Below are 22,068 nucleotides of genomic sequence, written 5' to 3' on the forward strand. Positions count from 1 at the left end.
GGAAGGCCTCCCTCCCGGACGGGCGCGGCTAGGGGTGCGCGGGCACCGTCGTCAGCAGCGGCTTGGGGGATGTCCGGCCCGTCGGCGCACCCATGGCGGTCATCGCCAGGACCAGGGCGAACGCGAGGGCGAGACCGGTCGCGGCGGCGATCAGGGCGCGCATACGGGCCTCCCGGCGGACGGTTGTGCCCTGACGGCTCCTGATGGGTCGTCAGGTTCGGCACCGTAGCAACGGGCGGGTGAGATGAGAACATCGGTGCACGCACGAACCAGGGCGCCCTCCCCACCGGTGGGGAGGGCGCCCTGCCGGTTCGGGTGGTGTCAGGAGGCGGACGGGCTCGGGGACGGGGAGGGGCTCGCCGAGGAGTCGGCGGCGACCTTGAGCTCGACGGTGAGCGTCGCGCCGCCGGTGGTGGTGATGCGGAGCAGGAAGGTACCGGTGGTGTCGTCCGCGTACAGCTTCGGGAGGGTCAGCAGGCCCTTGGCGTCCGTCTGGAGGCCGGTGAGGGTGCGTACGGGCTTGCCGTCGGCGTCCTTGAAGTACGGGCCCTTGTCGTTCTCGGTGGCGTCGGTGTCGGACTTGACCAGGGTGGCGGTGGCCGCGACCTTGTCCGCGACGGCGCCCTTGTACGTCGCCTTCACCTGGACCTGGTCGGCGAACTCGCCGCCCGGGGTGCAGGTCAGCGGGGTGTCGCTGGTGCGCGCCAGGGTGTCGGCGGCGCGCTCGGTGACGGTGGCCGGGTAGGCGAGGCCCGTGACCGTGCGGCCCACGACGGTGGCCATGACCTTGAAGTCGCCGGTCTTCTCGCCCGCCTGGAGCGCCGGTGCGAGGGCGACGCCCTTGGCGTCGGTGGCGACCGTGGCCACGGTCTCGCCGCCGGCGAAGGTGGCGTCGGTGTCCCCGGTGATGGTGAACCGGATCCTGACCTTGGCGACGGCCTTGCCGGCCTTGGTCTCGGCGCGGGTGCCGATCTGTCCGGTGAAGGCGTGCCCGGCCATCGCGGTGAGCTTGGCCGTGCCCGCGTCCGCCAGGTGGTCCACGGTGTCGGTGGGGGTCGGCGAGGGCGTCGGCGGGGCGGGCGGCTTCGGCGGGGTCGGGCTGGGGCTGCCGCTGCCGCCGCCGGGCGTGCTGGGCTTGGGATCCGGCTTCGGGCCGGGTTTGGTCCTCGACGGCTTCGAGTGGTTCTGGGACTTGGCGCGCGGGGTGCCGTCGTCGCTGCGGTGGGTGGGCACACTGCCGGTGCCGTCGGGTACGGAGTGGGTGCCCTTGCGGTAGTACTCCAGCCACGACAGGACGGTGTTCAGGTAGTCCTGCGAGTCGTTGTAGCTGAGGATCGCGCTGTGCAGGTCGTCCTCGCGCGAGAGGTCCCAGCCGTTGCGGCACAGGTAGTGGCCGGCGGCGAGGGCGGCGTCGTAGACGTTGTTCGGGTCCTTCTTGCCGTCGCCGTTGCCGTCGCGGCCGGCCCAGGCCCAGGTCGACGGGATGAACTGCATGGGGCCGACGGCCTGGTCGTACTCGGAGTTGCCGTCGTAGACGCCGTGGTCGGTGTCCTTGATGAGCGCGAAGCCGTTGCCGTCGAGGGCCGGGCCCAGGATCCGGCCGATCGTGGTGCCGTTCGCGTCGACCCGGCCGCCCTCTGCCTGGCCCGACTCGACCTGGCCGATCGCGGCGAGCAACTGCCAGGGCAGGTTGCAGCCGGGCTTGGCCGAACGCAGTTCGGCCTCGGCCTTCTTGTAGGCGTCGAGGACGGTCGCCGGGATGCCGGCCTCGGCGTCGCCCTGGGCGACGGGGGTGCCGGTGGCGCTCGGCGAGGGGCTGGGGTTGGGGCTGTTCAGGGGCGGCAGGTCCGTGTAGTACGGCGAGTTGCCGGTGGCGTTGCCATCGGAGGTCGCGCCGGGTACGGGGGCGGAGGCGCCGGCCGCCGTCTGCCTGCCGTGGTCCTCGCCGGGCAGTCCCGGAGCCTGGGAAGCGGACAGTGCCGCGACCGCCGCCGCGGCCACGGCCGTGGTCGCCGCCCCCTTGCGCAGCCGCCTTCCGAAATGCGCCGCCATCGAGTGAACCCCTCCTGTGGACTTCGTGCGTCCGTCTCCGTCTGCCTGCCTCGCACTGGTGTGACGGTCGACCCGGTGTTCCGGTTGCCTCTGTGGCGCCCTTCCCTCTGTGCGACGCGCGTGCGATCGGACGGCCGGCAGGGCACGCCGCAGGCGACCCTATGACAACTTGCTTTGGGTCGGGACCCGTTCAGGTCCGTTTTCACCGGTTGGCCGACTTTTGTTGTCCCGAACGGCCCCGGCGCGGGTGGCATGGAATTCGGTGCGGTCACGCACGCGTTCGCGGGAGTCCTCACCGTCGACGTGCTCATCTCCTGGACGCTGGTGGGACTGTGGCTGCTCGTCCGCGAACCGTTGCCCGCGCTGCTGGGCTGCGGTGCGCCACGCGCGCGAGTCCACGTCGTCACGGTGGGGCGGTGGGGACGCGACTGGTTCCGGCCATCGGGCGGGACCGGGTGGCGGGGGTGCCGCTGTTCTCCTTGCTGCAGTACGACTCGTCCGTGGGGGGCGCGGTCGTGATCACGCTGTTCGCCGTGCGTGCGCTGCGGTGTGCGCCGGGCGGGGCGGCGGTGGGGGTGCCCGTGCTGTCGGTGCGGGGCCGGTGGTGGGCCGGTGCGGTGATCGGCGGCTGTGCGGCGGCCAGGGCGGTGCAGCGGGCGGCGCGCTGGTGGGCGCTCACGGGGGCGCCGGAGCGGCCGTGGGATCTGGTACCCGCCCCGTGCTTCGGGGTGGGCGCCGGGCTCGTCCTGGGGCTGGTGCTGTACGCCGTCGGGGTCAGGGTGTGGCGTCGGGGCCCGGTTCCGGACGGTTCGGGGACTCTCCGTGATCCCGGTGATCCCGATGGTCCTGATGGTCCCGGTGATCCCGGTGGCGTGGTCGATGCGGGTCGGGGGCGGCCGGTCGGTCGGTGAGGGACGCGACGAAGACCGTGAGGGTGCGCCGCGGGCGGGGTCTCGGGAACGCGCTGAGCGCGAGGGCGAGGTAGCCGCGGGCGAGGTCGGCCCACTGGCGCCAGTCGGGGGCGCGGTCCATGGGGGCGGTCAGGCCGGCGAGTCTGTGCCGGAGGTTGGTGGCGGCCCTGCGGACGGTCGCGCTCAGGTCGGCGGGGATGCGGGCGGTGCTTGCGTCGGCCGCGAGGGCCGGGACCGGCGAGGCGGGCATGGCCTGCGCCGAGGCGGCGTCCGCCCAGGCCCGGGTGTCTGCCTCGGGCGTCCGGCGGTGAAGCATGCGTATACCCATGCCCGCAGTTTTGCGGCTGTGGGGGGTCGGGGGCGTTTTGGCGGGGGCCACGTGAGTGACGGTGCCCTCCGGGGCTCGACCGACGTGCTCCGTGTGGGCGCCGGGTCATTGTGCTGGTGGGGAGGGTGGGCGGCGGGGATGCGGGGGGTCGGGATGCGGTGGGTTTGGGGGCGGTGGCTTCGGATCCGGTCGGGTGCGGTGGGTTGGGGGCGTGCGGTGGGTTCGGCGCCGCCGGGTTGCGCCGTGGGGCTGGGCGCCGTTGCGGCGGGATGAGGGGGACGGCGTTTTCAAGGTGCCGGGCTGGTCGGCGGCGCCGCTGAGGGCGGACAGGCCGTTGCGCGGAGCCGGCGCCGCGGAGGGGCGTTGCAGCTGAGGGCGGTTGCAGCGGCCCCTCCGCCGAGCGCCGCCGGCTAGTGTGCTGCCGACTCCCAGTCGGGGCCGACGCCGACCGAGACGTCCAGGGGGGCCCGGAGGTGGACGGCGTCGGACATTTCGCGGCGGACGATCTGCTCGGCGGCCGCGCGCTCGCCGGGGGCGATCTCCAGGACGATTTCGTCGTGGACCTGCAGGAGCATGCGGGACTTCAGGTCCGCCGCCCGCAGGGCGCTGTCCACCTTGAGCATGGCGATCTTGACGATGTCGGCGGCCGTGCCCTGGATGGGCGCGTTGAGGGCCATGCGCTCGGCGGCCTCGCGGCGCTGGCGGTTGTCGCTGTTGAGGTCGGGGAGGTAGCGGCGGCGGCCGAAGAGGGTGGCCGTGTAGCCCGTGGCCCGTGCCTCGTCGACCGCCCGGCGGAGGTAGTCCCGGACGCCGCCGAAGCGCTCGAAGTACGCGTCCATGAGCGCGCGTGCCTCGGCCGCCTCGATGTTCAGCTGCTGGGACAGGCCGAAGGCGGAGAGGCCGTAGGCCAGGCCGTACGACATCGCCTTGATCTTGCGGCGCATCTCCGCGTCCACCGCGCCGGGCTCGACGCCGAACACCTGGGAGGCGGCCGTGGTGTGCAGGTCCTCCCCGGAGGTGAACGCCTGGATCAGGCCCTCGTCCTCGGAGAGGTGGGCCATCACGCGCAGCTCGATCTGGCTGTAGTCGGCGGTCATCAGGGACTCGAAGCCCTCGCCGACCACGAAGCCGCGGCGGATCGCCCTGCCCTCGTCCGTGCGCACCGGGATGTTCTGGAGGTTCGGGTCGGTGGAGGACAGGCGGCCGGTCGCGGCCACCGTCTGGTTGAACGTGGTGTGGATCCGGCCGTCGCCCGCGATCGTCTTGATCAGGCCCTCGACCGTGACCCGCAGCTTCGCCTGCTCACGGTGGCGGAGCATGATCACCGGCAGTTCGTTGTCGGTCTGGGTGGCGAGCCAGGCCAGGGCGTCGGCGTCCGTGGTGTAGCCGGTCTTGGTCTTCTTCGTCTTCGGCAGGGCCAGCTCGCCGAAGAGGACCTCCTGGAGCTGCTTGGGCGAGCCCAGGTTGAACTCGTGGCCGGCGGCCGCGTGGGCCTCCTTCACGGCCTGCTGCACGGCGCCCGCGAACGTCTGCTCCATCGCCTCCAGGTGCGCGCGGTCGGCCGCGATGCCGTGGCGCTCCATGCGGGCGAGCAGGGCGGAGGTGGGCAGCTCCATGTCGCGGAGCAGGTCCGCCGCGCCGACCTCCTCCAGGCGGGTTCCGAAGGCCTCGCCGAGGTCGAGGACCGCGCGGGCCTTGATCATCAGGGCGTCGGCCTCGGCGTCCTCGTCGGTGCCGAAGGCCAGCTGGCCGTCGGCCGCGGCGGCGGGCGCCAGCTCGCGGTGCAGGTACTCCATCGACAGCGCGTCCAGGTCGAAGGAGCGGCGGCCCGGCTTGACCAGGTAGGCGGCGAGCGCGGTGTCCATGGTCACGCCCTCGACGGACCAGCCGTGCTCGGCGAAGACGCGCATGGCGCCCTTGGCGTTGTGGAACACCTTGGCGCGGCCGACGTCGGCCAGCCAGGCCGCGAACGCGTTCTCGTCGGCTTCGTCCAGCTCGGCCGGGTCGAACCAGGCTGCCGCTCCCCCGGCCGCGGCCAGGGCGACCTCGGCGACCGAGCCGGCACCCAGGGCCCAGGTGTCGACGGTGGCGACGCCCAGGGTCTCGGCGCCGTGCTCGGCGAGCCAGGGGGCCAGCTCGCCGGTGCGCAGGATCTTGCCGTCCAGCTCCACTCCGTCGGTGGCGATCGGCGTGGCCTCGGCCTCCTCGGCGCCGGGGTCGACGGCGAAGAGACGCTCGCGCAGGGACGGGTTGCGGATCTCCAGGGTGTCCAGGACCATCGCGACGGCCTTGCGGTCGTACGCGGCCCGCTCCAGGTCGGTCACCGCCTTGGGCAGCTCGACCTGGCGCTCCAGCTCGGTGAGGACCCGGTTGAGCTTGACCGACTCCAGGTGGTCGCGGAGGTTCTGCCCGGCCTTGCCCTTGACCTCGCCGACGCGCTCGACCAGCTCCGCGAACGAGCCGAACTGGTTGATCCACTTCGCCGCGGTCTTCTCGCCGACGCCGGGGATGCCAGGGAGGTTGTCGGACGGGTCGCCGCGCAGGGCCGCGAAGTCCGGGTACTGGGCGGGCGTCAAGCCGTACTTCTCGAAAACCTTCTCCGGGGTGAACCGGGTCAGCTCCGAGACGCCCTTGGTCGGGTAGAGCACGGTGATGTTGTCGGTCACCAGCTGGAAGGAGTCGCGGTCGCCGGTGACGATCAGCACCTCGAAGCCCTCGGCCTCGGCCTGGGTGGCGAGGGTGGCGATGACGTCGTCCGCCTCGAAGCCTTCGACGGCGAAGCGCGGGGCGTGCATCGCGTCGAGGAGCTCGCCGATCAGCTCGACCTGGCCCTTGAACTCGTCCGGGCTCTTGGAGCGGTTCGCCTTGTACTCGGTGAACCGCTCGGAGCGCCAGGTCCTGCGTGAGACGTCGAAGGCCACGGCGAAGTGCGTGGGCGCCTCGTCACGCAGGGTGTTGGCCAGCATCGACGCGAAGCCGTAGATCGCGTTCGTCGGCTGGCCGGTCGCGGTCGTGAAGTTCTCCGCGGGCAGCGCGAAGAACGCGCGGTAGGCCAGCGAGTGCCCGTCCATGAGCATCAGCCGGGGACGGGTGCCGCCGGGGGTCTTGTCGGTCTGCTTCGATGCTGTCTCTGCCACGTCCCCGATCCTGCCACGCCGCACTGACAGTCCGGTCCGGGACCGGGGAGTGGGGCTGCGCAGGGTTTCCCCCGGTCACTCAGCGTGCCGGTGTTCTCATGCGCCCGCCGGGCACGGCTGTCAGTCCCCCGTGGGAGGATCGGCACCGTACTTGTCACACGCAGTCGAAGGGGAGCGTGCGATGGCGACGAAGCCGCCCAAGGGTGATCCGGTCCAGGACGCGCCGCAGGTCGCGGAGCCCCAGCACGCGGCCGCGGGGCTGCCCGCCATCGGGCACACGCTGCGCATCGCCCAGCAGCAGATGGGTGTGCGGCGCACGGCGCTGACCCTGCTGCGGGTGAACCAGAAGGACGGGTTCGACTGCCCGGGCTGCGCCTGGCCGGAGCCGGACCACCGGCACAAGGCGGAGTTCTGCGAGAACGGCGCGAAGGCGGTGGCCGAGGAGGCCACCCTGCGCCGGGTCACCCCGGAGTTCTTCGCCGCGCACTCCGTCGCCGACCTGGCAGCGAGGAGCGGGTACTGGCTGGGACAGCAGGGGCGGCTCACACATCCCATGTATCTGCCCGAGGGCGGCACGCACTACGAGCCGGTGAGTTGGGAGCGCGCCTTCGACATCGTCGCCGAGGAGATCACCGCCCTCTCCTCCGCCGACGAGGCCGTCTTCTACACCTCGGGCCGCACCAGCAACGAGGCCGCGTTCCTGTACCAGCTCTTCGCGCGCGAGCTGGGCACGAACAACCTGCCGGACTGCTCCAACATGTGCCACGAGTCGTCCGGTTCGGCGCTCAGCGAGACGATCGGCATCGGCAAGGGCAGCGTCCTGCTGGAGGACCTCCACAAGGCCGACCTGATCATCGTCGCGGGGCAGAACCCGGGGACGAACCATCCGCGCATGCTCTCCGCGCTGGAGAAGGCCAAGGCGAACGGCGCACGGATCATCAGCGTCAATCCGCTGCCCGAGGCGGGCCTGGAGCGCTTCAAGAACCCGCAGACTCCCAAGGGCATGCTCAGGGGCGCCGCGCTCACCGATCTGTTCCTGCAGATCCGCATCGGCGGGGACCAGGCCCTGTTCCGGCTCCTCAACAAGCTGATCCTGGAGACGGACGGCGCGGTCGACGAGGAGTTCGTCCGCGAACACACCCACGGCTTCGAGGAGTTCGCCGCGGCCGCCCGCGCCGCCGACTGGGACGAGACCCTGAAGGCGACGGGCCTCACGCGCGCGGAGATCGAGCAGGCCCTCGGCATGGCGCTCGCCTCGAAGCGCACCATCGTCTGCTGGGCCATGGGCCTCACCCAGCACAAGCACGCCGTCCCGACCATCCGTGAGGTCGTCAACTTCCTGCTGCTGCGCGGCAACATCGGCCGGCCGGGCGCGGGTGTGTGCCCGGTGCGCGGGCACTCGAACGTGCAGGGCGACCGCACGATGGGCATCTTCGAGCGGCCGGCGCCGGCCTTCCTGGACGCGCTGGAGAAGGAGTTCGGGTTCGCGCCACCGCGCGAGCACGGCTTCGACGTCGTACGGGCCATCCGCGCGCTGCGCGACGGCGAGGCGAAGGTGTTCTTCGCCATGGGCGGCAACTTCGTCTCCGCCTCCCCCGACACCGAGGTCACCGAGGCCGCGATGCGGCGCGCGCGGCTGACGGTGCACGTGTCGACCAAGCTCAACCGCTCGCACGTGGTCACGGGCGCACGGGCGCTGATCCTGCCCACGCTGGGCCGCACCGAGCGGGATCTGCAGGCGAGCGGCGAGCAGTTCGTGACCGTCGAGGACTCGATGGGCATGGTGCACGCCTCGCGTGGGCGGCTGGCGCCGGCGAGCCCGCAGCTGAAGTCCGAGCCCGCGATCATCTGCGGCCTCGCGCGCCGTGTGCTCGGCGAGGGCAGCGTCGTGCCGTGGGAGGAGTTCGAGAAGGACTACGCCACGATCCGTGACCGCATCGCGCGCGTGGTCCCCGGTTTCGCGGACTTCAACGCGCGCGTGGCCCGGCCGGGCGGCTTCACTCTGCCGCACGCGCCGCGCGACGAGCGCCGCTTCCCGACCGCCACGGGCAGGGCGAACTTCACGGCGGCGCCGGTGGAGTACCCCGAACTGCCCGAGGGCCGGCTGCTGTTGCAGACCCTGCGCTCGCACGACCAGTACAACACCACGATCTACGGCCTGGACGACCGCTACCGGGGCATCACGGGCGGCCGCCGGGTGGTGCTCGTGCATCCCGAGGACGCGCGGGCGCTCGGGTTCGCCGAGGGGTCGTACGTCGACCTGGTGAGCGAGTGGAAGGACGGTGTGGAGCGGCGGGCGCCCGGTTTCCGGGTGGTGCACTACCCGACGACCCGGGGATGCGCGGCGGCGTACTACCCGGAGACGAACGTGCTGGTCCCGCTCGACGCGACCGCCGACACCAGCAACACCCCGGCCAGCAAGTCCGTGGTCGTACGTCTCGAAGGTCACACCCCCGGCGCGGAGGGCCGTCTGGAACAATCGGCGACCGACTGAGCGTTTGCTCAGCCAGGAGACAGCCGCCGCAGACAGCGGTACGACGAAGGAGCCGGGCCCATGGGCGAGCAGCAGCAGGTGAAATTCCCGCAGGAGGTCATCGACGAGTACGCGGCGCTCGGTGTCGACCTGCCCGCCCTGTTCTCGGCCGGGCATCTCGGTACCCGGATGGGCGTGCAGATCCTGGAGGCCTCGGCGGAGAAGGTCGTCGGGACGATGCCGGTGGAGGGCAACACCCAGCCGTACGGCCTGCTGCACGGCGGCGCCTCCGCGGTGCTGGCCGAGACGCTCGGCTCGGTCGGCTCCATGCTGCACGGCGGCAGCTCGAAGATCGCCGTAGGCGTGGACCTGAACTGCACGCACCACCGCGGGGTCCGCTCGGGCCTGGTGACCGGTGTGGCCACTCCGGTGCACCGGGGCCGTTCGACGGCGACCTACGAGATCGTGATCAGCGACGAGGAGGGCCGCCGGGTGTGCAGCGCCCGGCTGACCTGCCTGCTGCGGGACATGGGCAAGGACGACGCCACGCGCGGCCGGGGCACCGGCGCCTGACGACAGCGCCCGGCGAGGCCGGCCGGGCGCGGACCTCGACTGCGGACTGACAACAGGCCGATTGAGCCGTTGAATTGACGAACCGCCAGGACCGCCGGAGCCCACCCGGCGGGCCTGGCGGCCGGCCGCCCCGGCACCACGTACGCGCCCCACCCGCGGCGCCGTGGCGCACCACGTACCACCCTCCGGCCGCCCGTCACGCGGCGGCCGCACCCCGGCGCGGAAACGGAAGAAGTTCCGGCGCCTCACATTCCAGCCGCGCCTGCCTTTTCCCGCGCGTAACGCTGCGTAATGTGTTTGCAATGCACATTCATACGCCGACTTCCGCGCCCCCATGCGCAACACCACTCGGCGCCCCCGCGAGTCGCCCGCGACAACAGTGTCGCGTAATCACCAAAACCCCTGAGACGCCTGAACTTATGACGGCAAGGCCTGCAGGTTCTCAGAATGCGGACGGGGTGAATCGGGCCGAATTCCTGCTTTCCCCCCACGCTGTACCGCTCTGCATTACCTCGTGTCATAACAAGAGCGTCACAGCCTTGGTCAAGCACTCCTCCACGTTCGTCACACCCGCTTAGAGTCACCGCCAGTCACCGCTCCATAGGGAGTTCGGTACCGGCCGGCACCCACCGTCCCCCGCAAGGGACGGAACGTGCCTGCGGAAAGGATCAATAGTGCGACAGCGTTCTCTGGTGATTCTTACCTCCGTGCTGACCACCGGAGCTCTGACTCTCACCGCTTGCGGCTCCCGAAACAACGACAGCAAGGGCGGCGGCAGTGGCAACGTAACCGTCACGATCGGCGTCGACGCTCCGCTGACCGGCCAGAACTCCGCGACGGGCCTGGGTATTCAGTACGGCGCGCAGATCGCCGTCGACGACGCCAACAAGAACAAGACGGTCCCGGGCGTCACCTTCCAGATCAAGCCCCTGGACGACAAGGCGATTCCCGCCACCGGCCAGCAGAACGCCACCCAGCTCGTCTCCGACAAGAGCGTCCTCGGCGTCGTCGGCCCGCTCAACTCCGGTGTGGCCACGCAGATGCAGCAGGTCTTCGCCACCGCCAACCTGGTGGAGATCTCCCCGTCCAACACCAACCCCGAGCTCACCCAGGGCAAGAACTGGCAGACCAGCAAGTCCCGCCCGTTCAAGACATACTTCCGCACCGCCACCACCGACGCCCTGCAGGGCGCCTACGCGGCGGACTACGCCTACAACGGCGTCCACGCGAAGAAGGCATTCGTCGTCGACGACAAGCAGACCTACGGCGCGGGCCTCTCCAAGATCTTTTCGGAGCAGTTCACCAAGCAGGGCGGCAAGGTCATCGGCACCGACCACGTCAACACCGGCGACCGTGACTTCTCCACCCTGGTCACCAAGATCAAGAATTCGGGTGCCGACCTGCTCTACTACGGCGGCCAGTACGACGAGTCCGAGGTGCTGACCAAGCAGCTCAAGGACGCCGGCGCCAAGATCCCGCTGTTCGGCGGTGACGGCATGTTCACCCCGACCTACATCAAGACCGCCGGCAAGGCCGCCGAGGGCGACCTGGCCACCTCCATCGGCGTCCCCGTCGACACCCTGCCCGCCGCCAAGGACTTCGTCGCCACCTACAAGGCCAAGAAGTACCCCGGCGACTACGGCACTTACGGCTCCTACGCCTACGACGCCGCCACCGCCATCATCAAGGCCGTCGGCCAGGTCGTGAAGGACGGCAAGATTCCGTCCGACGCCCGCTCCCAGATCGTCGACGCCGTCCAGAAGACCTCCTTCGACGGCATCTCCGGCAAGATCTCCTTCGACGAGTACGGCGACACCACGAACAAGCAGCTGACCGTCTACCAGGTCAAGAACGGCGAGTGGAAGTCCGTCAAGAGCGGAACGGCCAGCCCCAAGTAAGCCACCGGAGCACATCGCCTCACCAGGGCCGCGCGGCGCAGACCACCGTCACCGCGCGGCCCGCCTTCTACCGCCCCCTTGACTCTCCCCACCACATGGAGGCCATGCGGTGAACACCCTGCCGCAGCAGCTGGCCAACGGGCTGTTCCTCGGCTCGATGTACGGGCTGATCGCCATCGGCTACACGATGGTGTACGGCATCGTCCAGCTCATCAACTTCGCCCACGGCGAGATCTTCATGACCGGAGGCTTCGGCGCCCTCACGGTCTACCTCGCCCTGCCGGACGGCATATCCATGTGGATAGCCCTGCCGGCGATGCTGATCGGCGGTGCACTGGTCGCCGTGCTCATCGCCGTCGGCGCCGAACGCTTCGCCTACCGCCCCCTGCGCGGCGCGCCCCGCCTCGCCCCGCTCATCACCGCGATCGGCCTGTCGCTCGCGCTGCAGCAAGCAGTCTTCAACTGGTACCACGTCGGCGGCGACGCCAAATCCGCCCGCGTCTTCCCGCAGTTGCCGTTCGGCCCCCTGCACCTCGGCTCCGTTACCGTACAGAGCGGTGACATCTTCCTGATCATCGCCGCCCCCGTGTGCATGGCCGTCCTCGCCTTCTTCGTCCGGCTCTCCCGCACCGGCCGCGCCATGCAGGCCACCGCCCAGGACCCGGACACCGCCCAGCTCATGGGCATCGACACCAACCGCATCATCGTCATCGCCTTCGCGATCGGCGGCTTCTTCGCGGCCGTCGCCGGTGTCTCCTACGGCCTCAAGTACGGCTCCGTCTCCTACGACATGGGCTTCCTCGCCGGCCTCAAAGCATTCACCGCGGCCGTCCTCGGCGGCATCGGCAACATCTACGGCGCCATGCTCGGCGGCCTCGTCCTCGGCCTCGCCGAGGCCATGGCCACCGCCTACATCGCCGACGTCCCCGGCATGCACCAACTCGGCGGCGGCAGCTGGGCCCCGGTATGGGCCTTCGTCCTCCTGATTCTCGTACTCCTCTTCAGGCCACAGGGCCTGCTCGGCGAACGCGTCGCGGACAGGGCGTGAGCAGCATGACCGACACCACCACCGAGACCACCGCCACAACGCCGGAACCGGCCGGACGCGGGCCCATCCCGCTCCCCCCGGCCGCGGCCCGCCTGCTCATCACTGCCGGCGCGATCGGCACCATCGCCAGCACCTTCCTCAGCTGGACCTGGACCCCGACCTTCCCCGGCGACCTGACCATCTACGGCTACCCGGCCGGCCTGCAGGTCATCGCCCTCGTGGCCGGCGCCCTCACCCTGCTGTACGGCCTCACCCTGTGGAACGTACCAGGGCTGGACCGGCTCAACCCCGGCAAGGCCACCAGCCCCGTCCTCCTCATCGCCCTCTCGGCGTTCGCCGTCTGCTGGTTCACCGGCATCGCCATCGCCGTCGACCTCGGCGGCCTGGTCAACCTCGACCCCGGCGCCTTCGTCGCGATGGCCGCCTCCGCACTGCCCGTCATCGGCGCCCTCGCACTGCCCCACCCAGCCCCCGGCACCGGCCTGCGCGGCTACCTCACCAAACCCGACCAGCCCCGGCCCGGCACCCTCACGCCACTCGCCGAACGCGCCGTCATCACCATCGGCACCGCCCTCGCCCTCGTGGTCTTCACCTACGGCATCGGCATCAACGACGACGACAGCGAAACCTTCATCGGCTTCCTCCTCGTCCTCGTCTTCGCCGCCTGGGGCCTCGTCCACGCCGGCCTCCTCGACCGGTACGCCACGATGTCCGCCCGCCACAAGGACTTCGCCACCACCCTCGCCTTCCTCGCCGCCGTGATCTTCCCCTTCACCCAGAGCGACGACCACAACGCCAACATCGGCGTCAACATCCTCATCTTCGCCACCGTCGCCCTCGGCCTGAACATCGTCGTCGGCCTCACCGGACTGCTCGACCTCGGTTACGTCGCGTTCCTCGGCGTCGGCGCCTACGCCGCCGCCCTGGTCTCCGGCTCCGAATACTCCCCCTACAACGTCCACTTCCCCTTCTGGGCCGCCGCCCTCACCGGCATGGCCGCCTCACTGGTCTTCGGCGTCCTCATCGGCGGCCCCACCCTGCGACTGCGCGGCGACTACCTGGCCATCGTCACCCTCGGCTTCGGAGAGATCTTCCGCATCACCGTCAACAGCCTGGACGGCGACTCCGGACCCAACGTCACCCGCGGCCCCAACGGCATCACCCAGATCCCCGACATCAAGATCTTCGGATTCAACCTCGGAGACGCCCACGACATCGGCGGGTTCACCCTCGGCCGCTTCGCCAACTACCTCTTCCTGATGCTCCTCATCACGGCGATCGTCGTCCTCGTCTTCACCCGCGCCGCCGACTCCCGCATCGGCCGCTCCTGGATCGCCATCCGCGAGGACGAGACCGCCGCCACCGCCATGGGCATCAACGGCTTCCGGGTCAAACTCATCGCCTTCGCACTCGGCGCCTCCCTCGCGGGCCTCGCCGGCACCGTGATGGCCCACGTCAACTACAGCGTCAACCCACAGCCGTACCAGTTCGCCGGCGCCGCCCCGCCCAACTCCGCCTTCCTCCTCGCCGCCGTCGTCCTCGGCGGCATGGGCACCGTCAGCGGCCCGCTGCTCGGCGCAAGCGTGCTCTACCTGGTCCCGGAAAAGCTCCAGTTCCTGCAGAACTACGAGCTGTTCGCCTTCGGCCTCGCACTGATCCTGCTGATGCGCTTCCGGCCCGAAGGCATCATCGCCAACCGCCGCCGCCAACTGGAGTTCCACGAGACCGGCCAACTCGACGTACCGGAACAGAAGACGCTGACCGACGAGGCGGCCGTCAGCAAGGCAGGGGCGTAAGAACCATGACGACACCTGTACTCGAAGCCCGCGACGTCACCATGCGCTTCGGCGGCCTGACCGCCGTCCGCTCCGTCGACTTCACGGTCAACAGCGGCGAGATCGTCGGCCTCATCGGCCCCAACGGCGCCGGCAAGACGACCTTCTTCAACTGCCTCACCGGCCTGTACGTCCCCACCGAGGGAACGGTCGCCTACCAGGGCAAGGTACTGCCGCCCAAGCCACACCTGGTCACGCAGGCAGGCATCGCCCGCACCTTCCAGAACATCCGGCTGTTCGCCAACATGACCGTGCTGGAAAACGTCCTCGTGGGCCGCCACACCCGGACCAAGGAGGGCCTGTGGTCCGCCCTGCTGCGCGGCCCCGGCTTCCGCAAGGCCGAAAAGGAGTCCGAGGCAAAGGCCATGGAACTCCTCCAGTTCGTCGGCCTCGCCGCCAAACGCGACCACCTCGCCCGCAACCTGCCCTACGGCGAGCAGCGCAAGCTGGAGATCGCCCGGGCACTGGCGAGCGAGCCCGGCCTGCTGCTGCTCGACGAGCCCACGGCCGGCATGAACCCGCAGGAGACCCGGTCCACCGAGGAACTCGTCTTCGCCATCCGCGACAAGGGAATCGCCGTCCTCGTCATCGAGCACGACATGCGCTTCATCTTCAACCTGTGCGACCGGGTCGCCGTGCTCGTACAGGGCGAGAAGCTCGTCGAGGGCACCTCCGACGTCGTACAGGCCGACGAACGCGTCGTCGCCGCCTACCTCGGTGAGCCCTTCGAGGGCGACCCGGGCGAGGCGGAAGCCGCGGAGGTCGAGGCCGCGGAAGCCGCCGCGGAGTCCGAGACCGGCACCGAACCGGCCGAAAGCGCGGAGAGCACCAGCACCACCAAGGGAGAGGCCCAGTGACCGCACTGCTGGAGGTCGAGGACCTCAGGGTCGCCTACGGCAAGATCGAGGCCGTCAAGGGCATCTCGTTCAGCGTCGAGGCCGGCCAGGTCGTCACCCTCATCGGCACCAACGGCGCCGGCAAGACGACCACCCTGCGCACCCTGTCAGGCCTGCTCAAGCCCACCTCGGGAAAGATCGTCTTCGACGGCAAACCACTCACCGGCGTCCCCGCGCACAAGATCGTCGCCCTCGGACTCGCCCACTCCCCCGAGGGCCGGCACATCTTCCCGCGCCTGACCATCGCCGAGAACCTGCAACTCGGCGCCTTCCTCCGCAAGGACAAGGAGGGCATCGAGAAGGACATCCAGCGCGCCTACAACCTCTTCCCCATCCTGGGCGAGCGGCGCAAGCAGGCCGCCGGCACCCTCTCCGGCGGCGAGCAGCAGATGCTGGCAATGGGCAGGGCGCTGATGTCCCGGCCGAAACTGCTGATGCTGGACGAGCCGTCCATGGGCCTGTCCCCGATCATGATGCAGAAGATCATGGCCACGATCACCGAGCTGAAGTCCCAGGGCACCACGATCCTGCTGGTCGAACAGAACGCCCAGGCCGCGCTCTCACTCGCCGACCAGGGTCACGTCATGGAGGTCGGCACCATCGTCCTGTCCGGCACGGGCCAGGACCTGCTGCACGACGAGTCGGTCCGCAAGGCCTACCTCGGCGAGGACTGACCCGTACGACGACGCCGACCCGCGCCCCCTTCTCCGGGGCGCGGGCCCGCGTCGTACCCGTACAGGTCAGGCCTTCTTGGCCGCCTTCTTCTCCTCGTTGTCCGCGATGACCGCCTCAGCGACCTGCTGCATCGACATGCGGCGGTCCATGGACGTCTTCTGGATCCAGCGGAACGCCGCCGGCTCGGTCAGGCCGTACTCCGTCTGCAGGATCGACTTCGCGCGGTCCACCAGCTTGCGGGTCTCCAGGCGCTGGGTGAGGTCCGCGACCTCCTGCTCCAGCTGCTTCAGCTCCGTGAAGCGGGAGACGGCCATCTCGATGGCCGGGACCACGTCACTCTTGCTGAACGGCTTGACCAGGTACGCCATGGCCCCCGCGTCCCGAGCGCGCTCGACGAGGTCGCGCTGCGAGAAGGCGGTGAGCATCAGCACCGGCGCGATGGACTCCTCGGCGATCTTCTCGGCCGCGGAGATGCCGTCCAGCTTGGGCATCTTCACATCCAGGATGACCAGGTCCGGCCGGTGCTCGCGGGCCAGCTCGACGGCCTGCTCGCCGTCCCCGGCCTCGCCGACGACGGTGTACCCCTCCTCCTCCAGCATCTCTTTGAGGTCGAGCCGGATCAGGGCCTCGTCCTCGGCGATGACGACACGGGTCGTCAGCGGAGGCACGTGCGACTTGTCGTCGTCGGGCGCGTCTACGGGCTGGGGCGACTCGGGGGCGGTCACTGAGGCTCCTTGGTCCTGGGCAGGGGTACTGCTGACAAGAGCCTACCTAGCTGCGGTATGGTGGACGGGCAGCGGGTCGGGGGAAATCTTCGATTCGCAGGGGCTCCGGTAGTCCAATCGGTAGAGACGATACCCTCAAAAGGTATTCAGTGTGGGTTCGAGTCCCACCCGGGGCACTTTTCCTTGGATTCCAAGGTCGCTCAGGCAAGCGGAGGATCACGTTCGCGTGATTCTCCGCTTTTTGCTGCGTGTCATCGCGATCACTCTCGCATGGTGTGCACATGTACGACGTCAGCACACGCAAGCGAGCCCTTGCACTGGTGGCTCAGGGCCGCAGCCTCAACTCCGTCAGCAAGGAGACGGGCATATCCCGAGCCGCGATTCGCTCCTGGCGGCACCGCCTGGAACCCCTGCCACGCATGGCACCGCCGGACCCCGGACCACCGGCTGACGACTGTGCGTACGCCTACTTGCTGGGCCTCTATCTCGGCGACGGCTGCATCAGCGCACACCCACGCGGTACCGGGTACTACCTCAGGATCGCATGCGCAGACGCATGGCCAGGCCTGATGCAACAGTGCCGCGATGCCATCACGAGGGTGCGCCCCGGCATCGGCGTCTACACAATGCAGAAGCAGGGCTGCTCAATGGTGACCAGCTACTCCCGTCACTGGCCACAGCTCTTCCCTCAACACGGCCCGGGTAAGAAGCACGAGCGCCCGATCGTCCTCGAACCCTGGCAGCAAGCCATCGTCGACGCCCACCCCTGGGACTTCATCCGTGGCCTCATTCACTCCGACGGCTGCCGGATCACCAACTGGACGACCCGGCTCGTCGGCGGTGAGCGCAAGCGGTACGAATACCCGCGCTACTTCTTCACGAACAAGTCGGAGGACATCCGGAACCTCTACACCGACACCCTCGACAGGCTGGGCGTTCAGTGGACGCGCTGCACCCGCAAGGGCAACCCGTACAACATCTCCGTCGCCAAGAAGGCCTCCGTCGCCCTCATGGACTCCCACGTCGGCCCGAAGTACTGACCCTCCCCCCACCTACTTCGGGCTGTCATCCTCCCCGATGTGGTGGACCCGGACCATGTTGGTCGAGCCGGAGACCCCGGGCGGGGAGCCGGCCGTGATGACCACGATGTCGCCCTTCTCGCAGCGGCCGTACTGCAGCAGCAGCTCGTCCACCTGCTCGACCATGGCGTCGGTGGAGTCGACGTGCGGGCCGAGGAAGGTCTCGGCGCCCCAGGTGAGGCTGAGCTGGGAGCGGGTGGCCGGCTCGGGGGTGAAGGCCAGGAGGGGGATCGGGGAGCGGTAGCGGGAGAGGCGGCGGGCGGTGTCTCCCGACTGGGTGAAGGCGACGAGGAACTTCGCGCCGAGGAAGTCGCCCATCTCCGCCGCCGCGCGGGCGACCGCGCCGCCCTGGGTGCGGGGTTTGTTGCTCTCGGTCAGCGGGGGTAGGCCCTTGGCCAGCATGTCCTCCTCGGCCGCCGCCACGATCTTCGCCATGGTGCGTACGGTCTCGACGGGGTACTTGCCGACGCTGGTCTCGCCGGAGAGCATGACCGCGTCCGTGCCGTCGAGGACGGCGTTGGCCACGTCGGAGGCCTCGGCGCGGGTGGGCCGGGAGTTGTCGACCATGGAGTCGAGCATCTGGGTGGCGACGATGACCGGCTTGGCGTTGCGCTTGGCGAGCTTGACCGCGCGCTTCTGCACGATCGGCACCTGTTCCAGGGGCATCTCCACGCCCAGGTCGCCGCGCGCGACCATGAGCCCGTCGAAGGCGGCCACGATGCCGTCGAGGTTCGTCACGGCCTGCGGTTTCTCGATCTTGGCGATCACCGGGAGGCGGCGGCCTTCCTCGGCCATGATCCGGTGGACGCCTTTGGCGTCGTCGCCGCTGCGGACGAAGGAGAGCGCGATGACGTCGAAGCCGGTGCGCAGCGCCCAGCGCAGGTCTTCCTCGTCCTTCCGGGAGAGGGCGGGGACGGAGACGGCGACGCCGGGGAGGTTCAGGCCCTTGTGGTCGGAGACCATGCCGCCTTCGACCACGAGGGTGTGCACGCGCGGGCCGTCGACGGCGGTGACTTCCAGGCACACCTTGCCGTCGTCCACGAGGATGCGTTCACCGGGGGTGACGTCGGCGGCGAGGCCGGCATAGGTGGTGCCGCACCGGTGGCGGTCGCCCTCGACGCCGTCCTCGACGGTGATGGTGAAGGTGTCGCCGCGTTCAAGGAGTACGGGTCCTTCGCCGAAACGGTCGAGCCGGATCTTCGGGCCTTGAAGGTCGGCGAGAATTCCGACGCTGCGGCCGGTTTCGTCGGCGGCCTTGCGGACTCGCCGGTAGCGTTCTTCGTGTTCGGTGTGGGTGCCGTGGCTGAGATTGAACCGGGCCACGTCCATTCCGGCGTCGACCAGTGCTTTGATCTGGTCGTACGAGTCGGTGGCGGGCCCCAGAGTACAGACGATCTTTGCTCGGCGCATGGGTCGAGCCTAGGCCTTACCCGTGGGTAGATAATCGGTCGCACATGACCACTCAACAACCTTTGAGTAAATGGTCATTGACAAGTGTTGAATTGTGCGACCGCTCGCTCCGATGAGCGAATTGCTGTCGTTTCCGGGGGTCACCGGTCGACCAGGGGGATGAGGTGCTGCGCCTGGCGGCCCTGTGGCACCCGGGCCCGGTCCTCCTGGAGACCGAAGGTGGTGAAGGCGGTTCGGGTGGCGGGCGGGTAGGGGTCCTTTCCGGTGAGGGAGTTGAGGATGGTGGCGCTGCGCCAGGCGGCGAGGCCGAGGTCGGGTGCGCCCACGCCGTGGGTGTGCAGCTCGGCGTTCTGGACGTAGACCGAGCCGGTCACGGAGGGGTCGAGGACGAGCCGGAACTCCTCGTCCACGCGCAGGCGTTCGCCGCTGTCGCGGCGCAGATAGGGGTCGAGTCCGGCGAGGAGGCGGCCGAGAGGGCGGTCGCGGTAGCCGGTGGCGAGGACGACCGCGTCGGTCGTCAGCCGGGAGCGGCTGTCCTGCTGGAGGTGTTCCAGGTGCAGCTCGACCTTGGTGGTGGCGATCCGGCCGGCGGTGCGGACGCGTACGCCTGGGGTGAGCACGGCGTCGGGCCAGCCGCCGTGGAGGGTGCGCCGGTAGAGCTCGTCGTGGATGGCGGCGAGGGTGCCGGCGTCGATGCCCTTGTGCAGTTGCCACTGGACGGCGACCAGGCGGTCGCGGACGGGTTCGGCGAGGGCGTGGAAGTAGCGGGTGTAGTCGGGGGTGAAGTGCTCCAGGCCCAGCTTGGAGTACTCCATCGGCGCGAACGCCTCGCTGCGGCCGATCCAGTGGAGCTTCTCCTGTCCGGCGGGGCGGTGCCTGAGCAGGTCGAGGAAGACTTCGGCGCCGGACTGTCCGGAGCCGACGACGGTGACGTGCTCGGCGGCGAGGATCTCGGTGCGGTGGTCCAGGTAGTCGGCGGCGTGGACGACCGGCACCCCGGGGGCGTCCACCAGGGGCTTGAGCGGGTCTGGCACGTACGGCGCGCTGCCGACGCCCAGGACGACGTTGCGGGTGTAGGTGCGGCCCAGTGCTTCGGCCTCGCCTTCGGCGTCGAGCTGGGTGAAGTCGACCTCGAACACGTCTTGTTCGGGGTTCCAGCGGACCGCGTCGACCTGGTGGCGGAAGTGCAGTCCGGGCAGGTTCTGGGCGACCCAGCGGCAGTAGGCGTCGTACTCGGCGCGCTGGATGTGGAAGCGCTCGGCGAAGTAGAAGGGGAAGAGCCGTTCGCGGGTTCTGAGGTAGTTCAGGAAGCTCCACTGGCTGGTGGGGTCGGCGAGGGTCACCAGGTCGGCGAGGAAGGGTACTTGGATGGTGGCGCCCTCGATGAGCAGGCCGGGGTGCCAGTCGAAGCCGGGACGCTGCTCGTAGAAGACGGCGTCGAGTTCGGCGAGGGGATGGGCGAGCGCGGCCAGGGAGAGGTTGCACGGGCCGATGCCGATGCCGACCAGGTCGCGGGGGGAGGTGGGCTCGTGGCGTGGGGGGTTGGTCATGCGCGGGTGCTTTCTTCTGCGAGTTTCAGGAGCTGGGCCAGGTCGTCCGGCCGGGTGTGGGGGTTGAGCAGGGTGGCCTTGAGCCAGAGGCGGCCGTCGAGCCGGGCCCGCCCGAGGACGGCCCGGCCCTCGTGCAGCAACCTGCGGCGTACGGCGGCCACGGTGGCGTCGGGGGCGCCTGCGGGCCGGAACAGGACGGTGCTGATGACGGGCCGGTCGTACAGTTCGAAGCCGGGGTGCTGTTCGATCAGCGTGGCGAACTGGCGTGCGTGGGCGCAGACTTGGTCGACCAGGGCGCCGAGTCCGGTGCGGCCGAGGGTCTTCAGGGTGACGGCGGTCTTGAGGATGTCGGGGCGGCGGGTGGTGCGCAGGGAGCGGTCGAGCAGGTCGGGGAGTCCGGCGTCGGTGTCGTCGTCGGCGTTGAGGTAGTCGGCGTGTTGGTGGAGCGCGGCGAGTTCGCCGGGGCGGGCGACGGCGAGGAGGCCGGCGGCGATGGGCTGCCAGCCGAGCTTGTGCAGGTCGAGGGTGACGGTGTGGGCGGCGTCGAGTCCGGCGAGTTTCTTCCGGTGCCGGTCGCTGAAGAGCAGGCCTGCGGCGTAGGCGGCGTCGATGTGCAGGCGGGCGCCGTGTGTGGCGCACAGGCCGGCGATCTCGGGCAGCGGGTCGATGAGGCCGGCGTCGGTGGTGCCGGCGGTGGCGGCGACGAGCAGTGGCCCGGGGAGTGTGGTGAGGGCCTCGTCCAGGGCGGCGAGGTCGAGGGTGCCGCTCGCGGCCGGGACGACGACCGGGTCGGGCAGGCCGAGCAGCCAGGCGGCGCGCGGCAGCGAGTGGTGGGCGTTCGCGCCGTAGATCAGCTGGACGCTGCCGCCGTGTGCCTCGCGGGCGAGCAGCAGGGCGAGCTGGTTGGACTCGGTGCCGCCGGTGGTGACGAGGGCGTCGGCGAGTCCGGTGGCGCGGGCCAGGGCGCGGGTGACGGCGGTCTCCAGGGCGGAGGCGGCAGGGGCCTGGTCCCAGGAGTCCAGGGAGGGGTTGAGGGCGCTGACGGCGAGGTCGGCGGCGGTGGCCACGGCGAGTGGCGGGCAGTGCAGATGGGCGGCGCACAGCGGGTCGGCGGGGTCGGCGGCGCCCTCGGCCAGGGCGTGCACGAGGGTGCGCAGGGCGTCGGGGTCGCCCTGGTCGGCCAGCACGTGCCCGAGCACGCCGGCGATGCGCGCGGCGACGGCCTTGGGGCCCCCGCGGGGCAGGGGCCCGCCACGCGCTCGCGCACCGGCGGCGAGCGCGTCGAGGACGGTGGCGAGCAGGGGGCGCAGGGCGGCGGGGCCGTGCGGGCCCGAGGCGAGGGGCGGCGTGCGCGGAGGCTCGTCACCGTTCATCGGCCGTCCCTCCGCTCGTGGACCGACCCTGGCCTTGCGGCTGTTACGGGTCGTTGGGCTTCCAGCTTGTACGGGAAGAGCCCCGTGTGTCCCGAAAGCCCAACG

15 protein-coding genes, 1 tRNA gene and 1 pseudogene are annotated in these 22,068 nt (G+C 70.2%); 10 read left to right on the forward strand and 7 right to left on the reverse strand.

Going from position 1 to position 22,068, the window contains the following annotated elements:
• Positions 1–28 precede the first annotated feature (28 nt).
• Entirely contained in the window at positions 29–163 is a 135-nt protein-coding gene (locus tag ACWC2T_RS14350) for an SPW_0924 family protein (protein WP_450670671.1), read from the reverse strand.
• A 158-nt stretch (positions 164–321) separates the two neighbouring features.
• The gene (locus ACWC2T_RS14355) at positions 322–2,052 is read right to left on the reverse strand and encodes a lytic murein transglycosylase (RefSeq protein ID WP_450670672.1); all 1,731 of its coding nucleotides are present in this window, start codon (positions 2,050–2,052) and stop codon (positions 322–324) included.
• Between the two features lie 252 nt (positions 2,053–2,304).
• Here ACWC2T_RS14355 and ACWC2T_RS14360 point away from each other — a divergent pair.
• Positions 2,305–2,963, forward strand: a pseudogene (locus tag ACWC2T_RS14360) (DUF4184 family protein).
• 738 nt (positions 2,964–3,701) lie between these two features.
• Here ACWC2T_RS14360 and polA read toward each other — a convergent pair.
• Positions 3,702–6,428, reverse strand: a complete 2,727-nt coding sequence (gene polA / locus ACWC2T_RS14365; protein WP_450670673.1) for a DNA polymerase I — start codon at positions 6,426–6,428, stop codon at positions 3,702–3,704.
• A 181-nt stretch (positions 6,429–6,609) separates the two neighbouring features.
• Between polA and ACWC2T_RS14370 the strand changes: the two genes are divergently transcribed.
• The 7 genes from ACWC2T_RS14370 (at position 6,610) to ACWC2T_RS14400 (ending at position 15,825) form a co-directional block, all read left to right on the forward strand.
• Positions 6,610–8,922: an FdhF/YdeP family oxidoreductase gene (locus tag ACWC2T_RS14370; RefSeq protein WP_450670674.1), complete on the forward strand. Its 2,313-nt coding sequence runs from the start codon at positions 6,610–6,612 to the stop codon at positions 8,920–8,922.
• Between the two features lie 60 nt (positions 8,923–8,982).
• Positions 8,983–9,474, forward strand: a complete 492-nt coding sequence (locus ACWC2T_RS14375; RefSeq protein WP_450670675.1) for a hotdog fold thioesterase — start codon at positions 8,983–8,985, stop codon at positions 9,472–9,474.
• A 674-nt stretch (positions 9,475–10,148) separates the two neighbouring features.
• On the forward strand, positions 10,149–11,372 hold the full coding sequence (locus ACWC2T_RS14380; protein ID WP_450670676.1) for a branched-chain amino acid ABC transporter substrate-binding protein: 1,224 nt from the start codon (positions 10,149–10,151) through the stop codon (positions 11,370–11,372).
• A gap of 109 nt (positions 11,373–11,481) precedes the next feature.
• Positions 11,482–12,420: a branched-chain amino acid ABC transporter permease gene (locus tag ACWC2T_RS14385; RefSeq protein ID WP_450670677.1), complete on the forward strand. Its 939-nt coding sequence runs from the start codon at positions 11,482–11,484 to the stop codon at positions 12,418–12,420.
• A 5-nt stretch (positions 12,421–12,425) separates the two neighbouring features.
• Entirely contained in the window at positions 12,426–14,216 is a 1,791-nt protein-coding gene (locus ACWC2T_RS14390; RefSeq protein WP_450670761.1) for a branched-chain amino acid ABC transporter permease, read from the forward strand.
• Positions 14,217–14,221: 5 nt separating this feature from the next.
• Positions 14,222–15,112, forward strand: a complete 891-nt coding sequence (locus ACWC2T_RS14395) for an ABC transporter ATP-binding protein (protein ID WP_450670678.1) — start codon at positions 14,222–14,224, stop codon at positions 15,110–15,112.
• Positions 15,109–15,825, forward strand: coding sequence for an ABC transporter ATP-binding protein (locus ACWC2T_RS14400; RefSeq protein WP_450670679.1), 717 nt, complete (start codon positions 15,109–15,111; stop codon positions 15,823–15,825). The genes ACWC2T_RS14395 and ACWC2T_RS14400 overlap by 4 nt, the downstream gene beginning before the upstream one ends.
• Positions 15,826–15,891: 66 nt before the next feature.
• Here the strand turns inward: ACWC2T_RS14400 and ACWC2T_RS14405 are convergent, their stop codons facing one another.
• Positions 15,892–16,551 carry an ANTAR domain-containing response regulator gene (locus tag ACWC2T_RS14405; RefSeq protein WP_450670680.1) on the reverse strand — a complete coding sequence of 220 codons (660 nt, stop codon included), beginning with the start codon at positions 16,549–16,551 and terminating at the stop codon, positions 15,892–15,894.
• A 102-nt stretch (positions 16,552–16,653) separates the two neighbouring features.
• Between ACWC2T_RS14405 and ACWC2T_RS14410 the strand changes: the two genes are divergently transcribed.
• A tRNA-Leu gene (locus tag ACWC2T_RS14410) sits at positions 16,654–16,727 on the forward strand.
• Between the two features lie 105 nt (positions 16,728–16,832).
• Complete coding sequence (locus ACWC2T_RS14415; RefSeq protein WP_450670681.1) at positions 16,833–17,591, forward strand: helix-turn-helix domain-containing protein; 759 nt, start codon at positions 16,833–16,835, stop codon at positions 17,589–17,591.
• 12 nt (positions 17,592–17,603) lie between these two features.
• Here the strand turns inward: ACWC2T_RS14415 and pyk are convergent, their stop codons facing one another.
• The 3 genes from pyk to ACWC2T_RS14430 form a co-directional block, all read right to left on the reverse strand.
• Positions 17,604–19,040, reverse strand: coding sequence for a pyruvate kinase (gene pyk / locus ACWC2T_RS14420; protein WP_450670682.1), 1,437 nt, complete (start codon positions 19,038–19,040; stop codon positions 17,604–17,606).
• 140 nt (positions 19,041–19,180) lie between these two features.
• Positions 19,181–20,590 (reverse strand): lysine N(6)-hydroxylase/L-ornithine N(5)-oxygenase family protein, encoded by a 1,410-nt coding sequence (locus ACWC2T_RS14425; RefSeq protein WP_450670683.1) that lies wholly within the window; start codon positions 20,588–20,590, stop codon positions 19,181–19,183.
• A complete protein-coding gene (locus tag ACWC2T_RS14430) occupies positions 20,587–21,963 on the reverse strand; it encodes a pyridoxal phosphate-dependent decarboxylase family protein (protein WP_450670684.1) in 1,377 nt (458 codons plus the stop codon). The genes ACWC2T_RS14425 and ACWC2T_RS14430 overlap by 4 nt, the downstream gene beginning before the upstream one ends.
• Between the last annotated feature and the right edge of the window lie 105 nt (positions 21,964–22,068).

It is taken from the genome of Streptomyces sp. NPDC001393 (assembly GCF_053597455.1).

What these genes read in the sequence shown, in the direction of transcription:
- ACWC2T_RS14350 (WP_450670671.1), bottom strand. Translation starts at nt 163, where the DNA reads ATGCGCGCCCTGATCGCCGCCGCGACCGGTCTCGCCCTCGCGTTCGCC.
- ACWC2T_RS14355 (WP_450670672.1), bottom strand. Translation starts at nt 2,052, where the DNA reads ATGGCGGCGCATTTCGGAAGGCGGCTGCGCAAGGGGGCGGCGACCACG.
- ACWC2T_RS14370 (WP_450670674.1), top strand. Translation starts at nt 6,610, where the DNA reads ATGGCGACGAAGCCGCCCAAGGGTGATCCGGTCCAGGACGCGCCGCAG.
- ACWC2T_RS14375 (WP_450670675.1), top strand. Translation starts at nt 8,983, where the DNA reads ATGGGCGAGCAGCAGCAGGTGAAATTCCCGCAGGAGGTCATCGACGAG.
- ACWC2T_RS14390 (WP_450670761.1), top strand. Translation starts at nt 12,426, where the DNA reads ATGACCGACACCACCACCGAGACCACCGCCACAACGCCGGAACCGGCC.
- ACWC2T_RS14395 (WP_450670678.1), top strand. Translation starts at nt 14,222, where the DNA reads ATGACGACACCTGTACTCGAAGCCCGCGACGTCACCATGCGCTTCGGC.
- ACWC2T_RS14415 (WP_450670681.1), top strand. Translation starts at nt 16,833, where the DNA reads ATGTACGACGTCAGCACACGCAAGCGAGCCCTTGCACTGGTGGCTCAG.
- pyk (WP_450670682.1), bottom strand. Translation starts at nt 19,040, where the DNA reads ATGCGCCGAGCAAAGATCGTCTGTACTCTGGGGCCCGCCACCGACTCG.
- ACWC2T_RS14425 (WP_450670683.1), bottom strand. Translation starts at nt 20,590, where the DNA reads ATGACCAACCCCCCACGCCACGAGCCCACCTCCCCCCGCGACCTGGTC.
- ACWC2T_RS14430 (WP_450670684.1), bottom strand. Translation starts at nt 21,963, where the DNA reads ATGAACGGTGACGAGCCTCCGCGCACGCCGCCCCTCGCCTCGGGCCCG.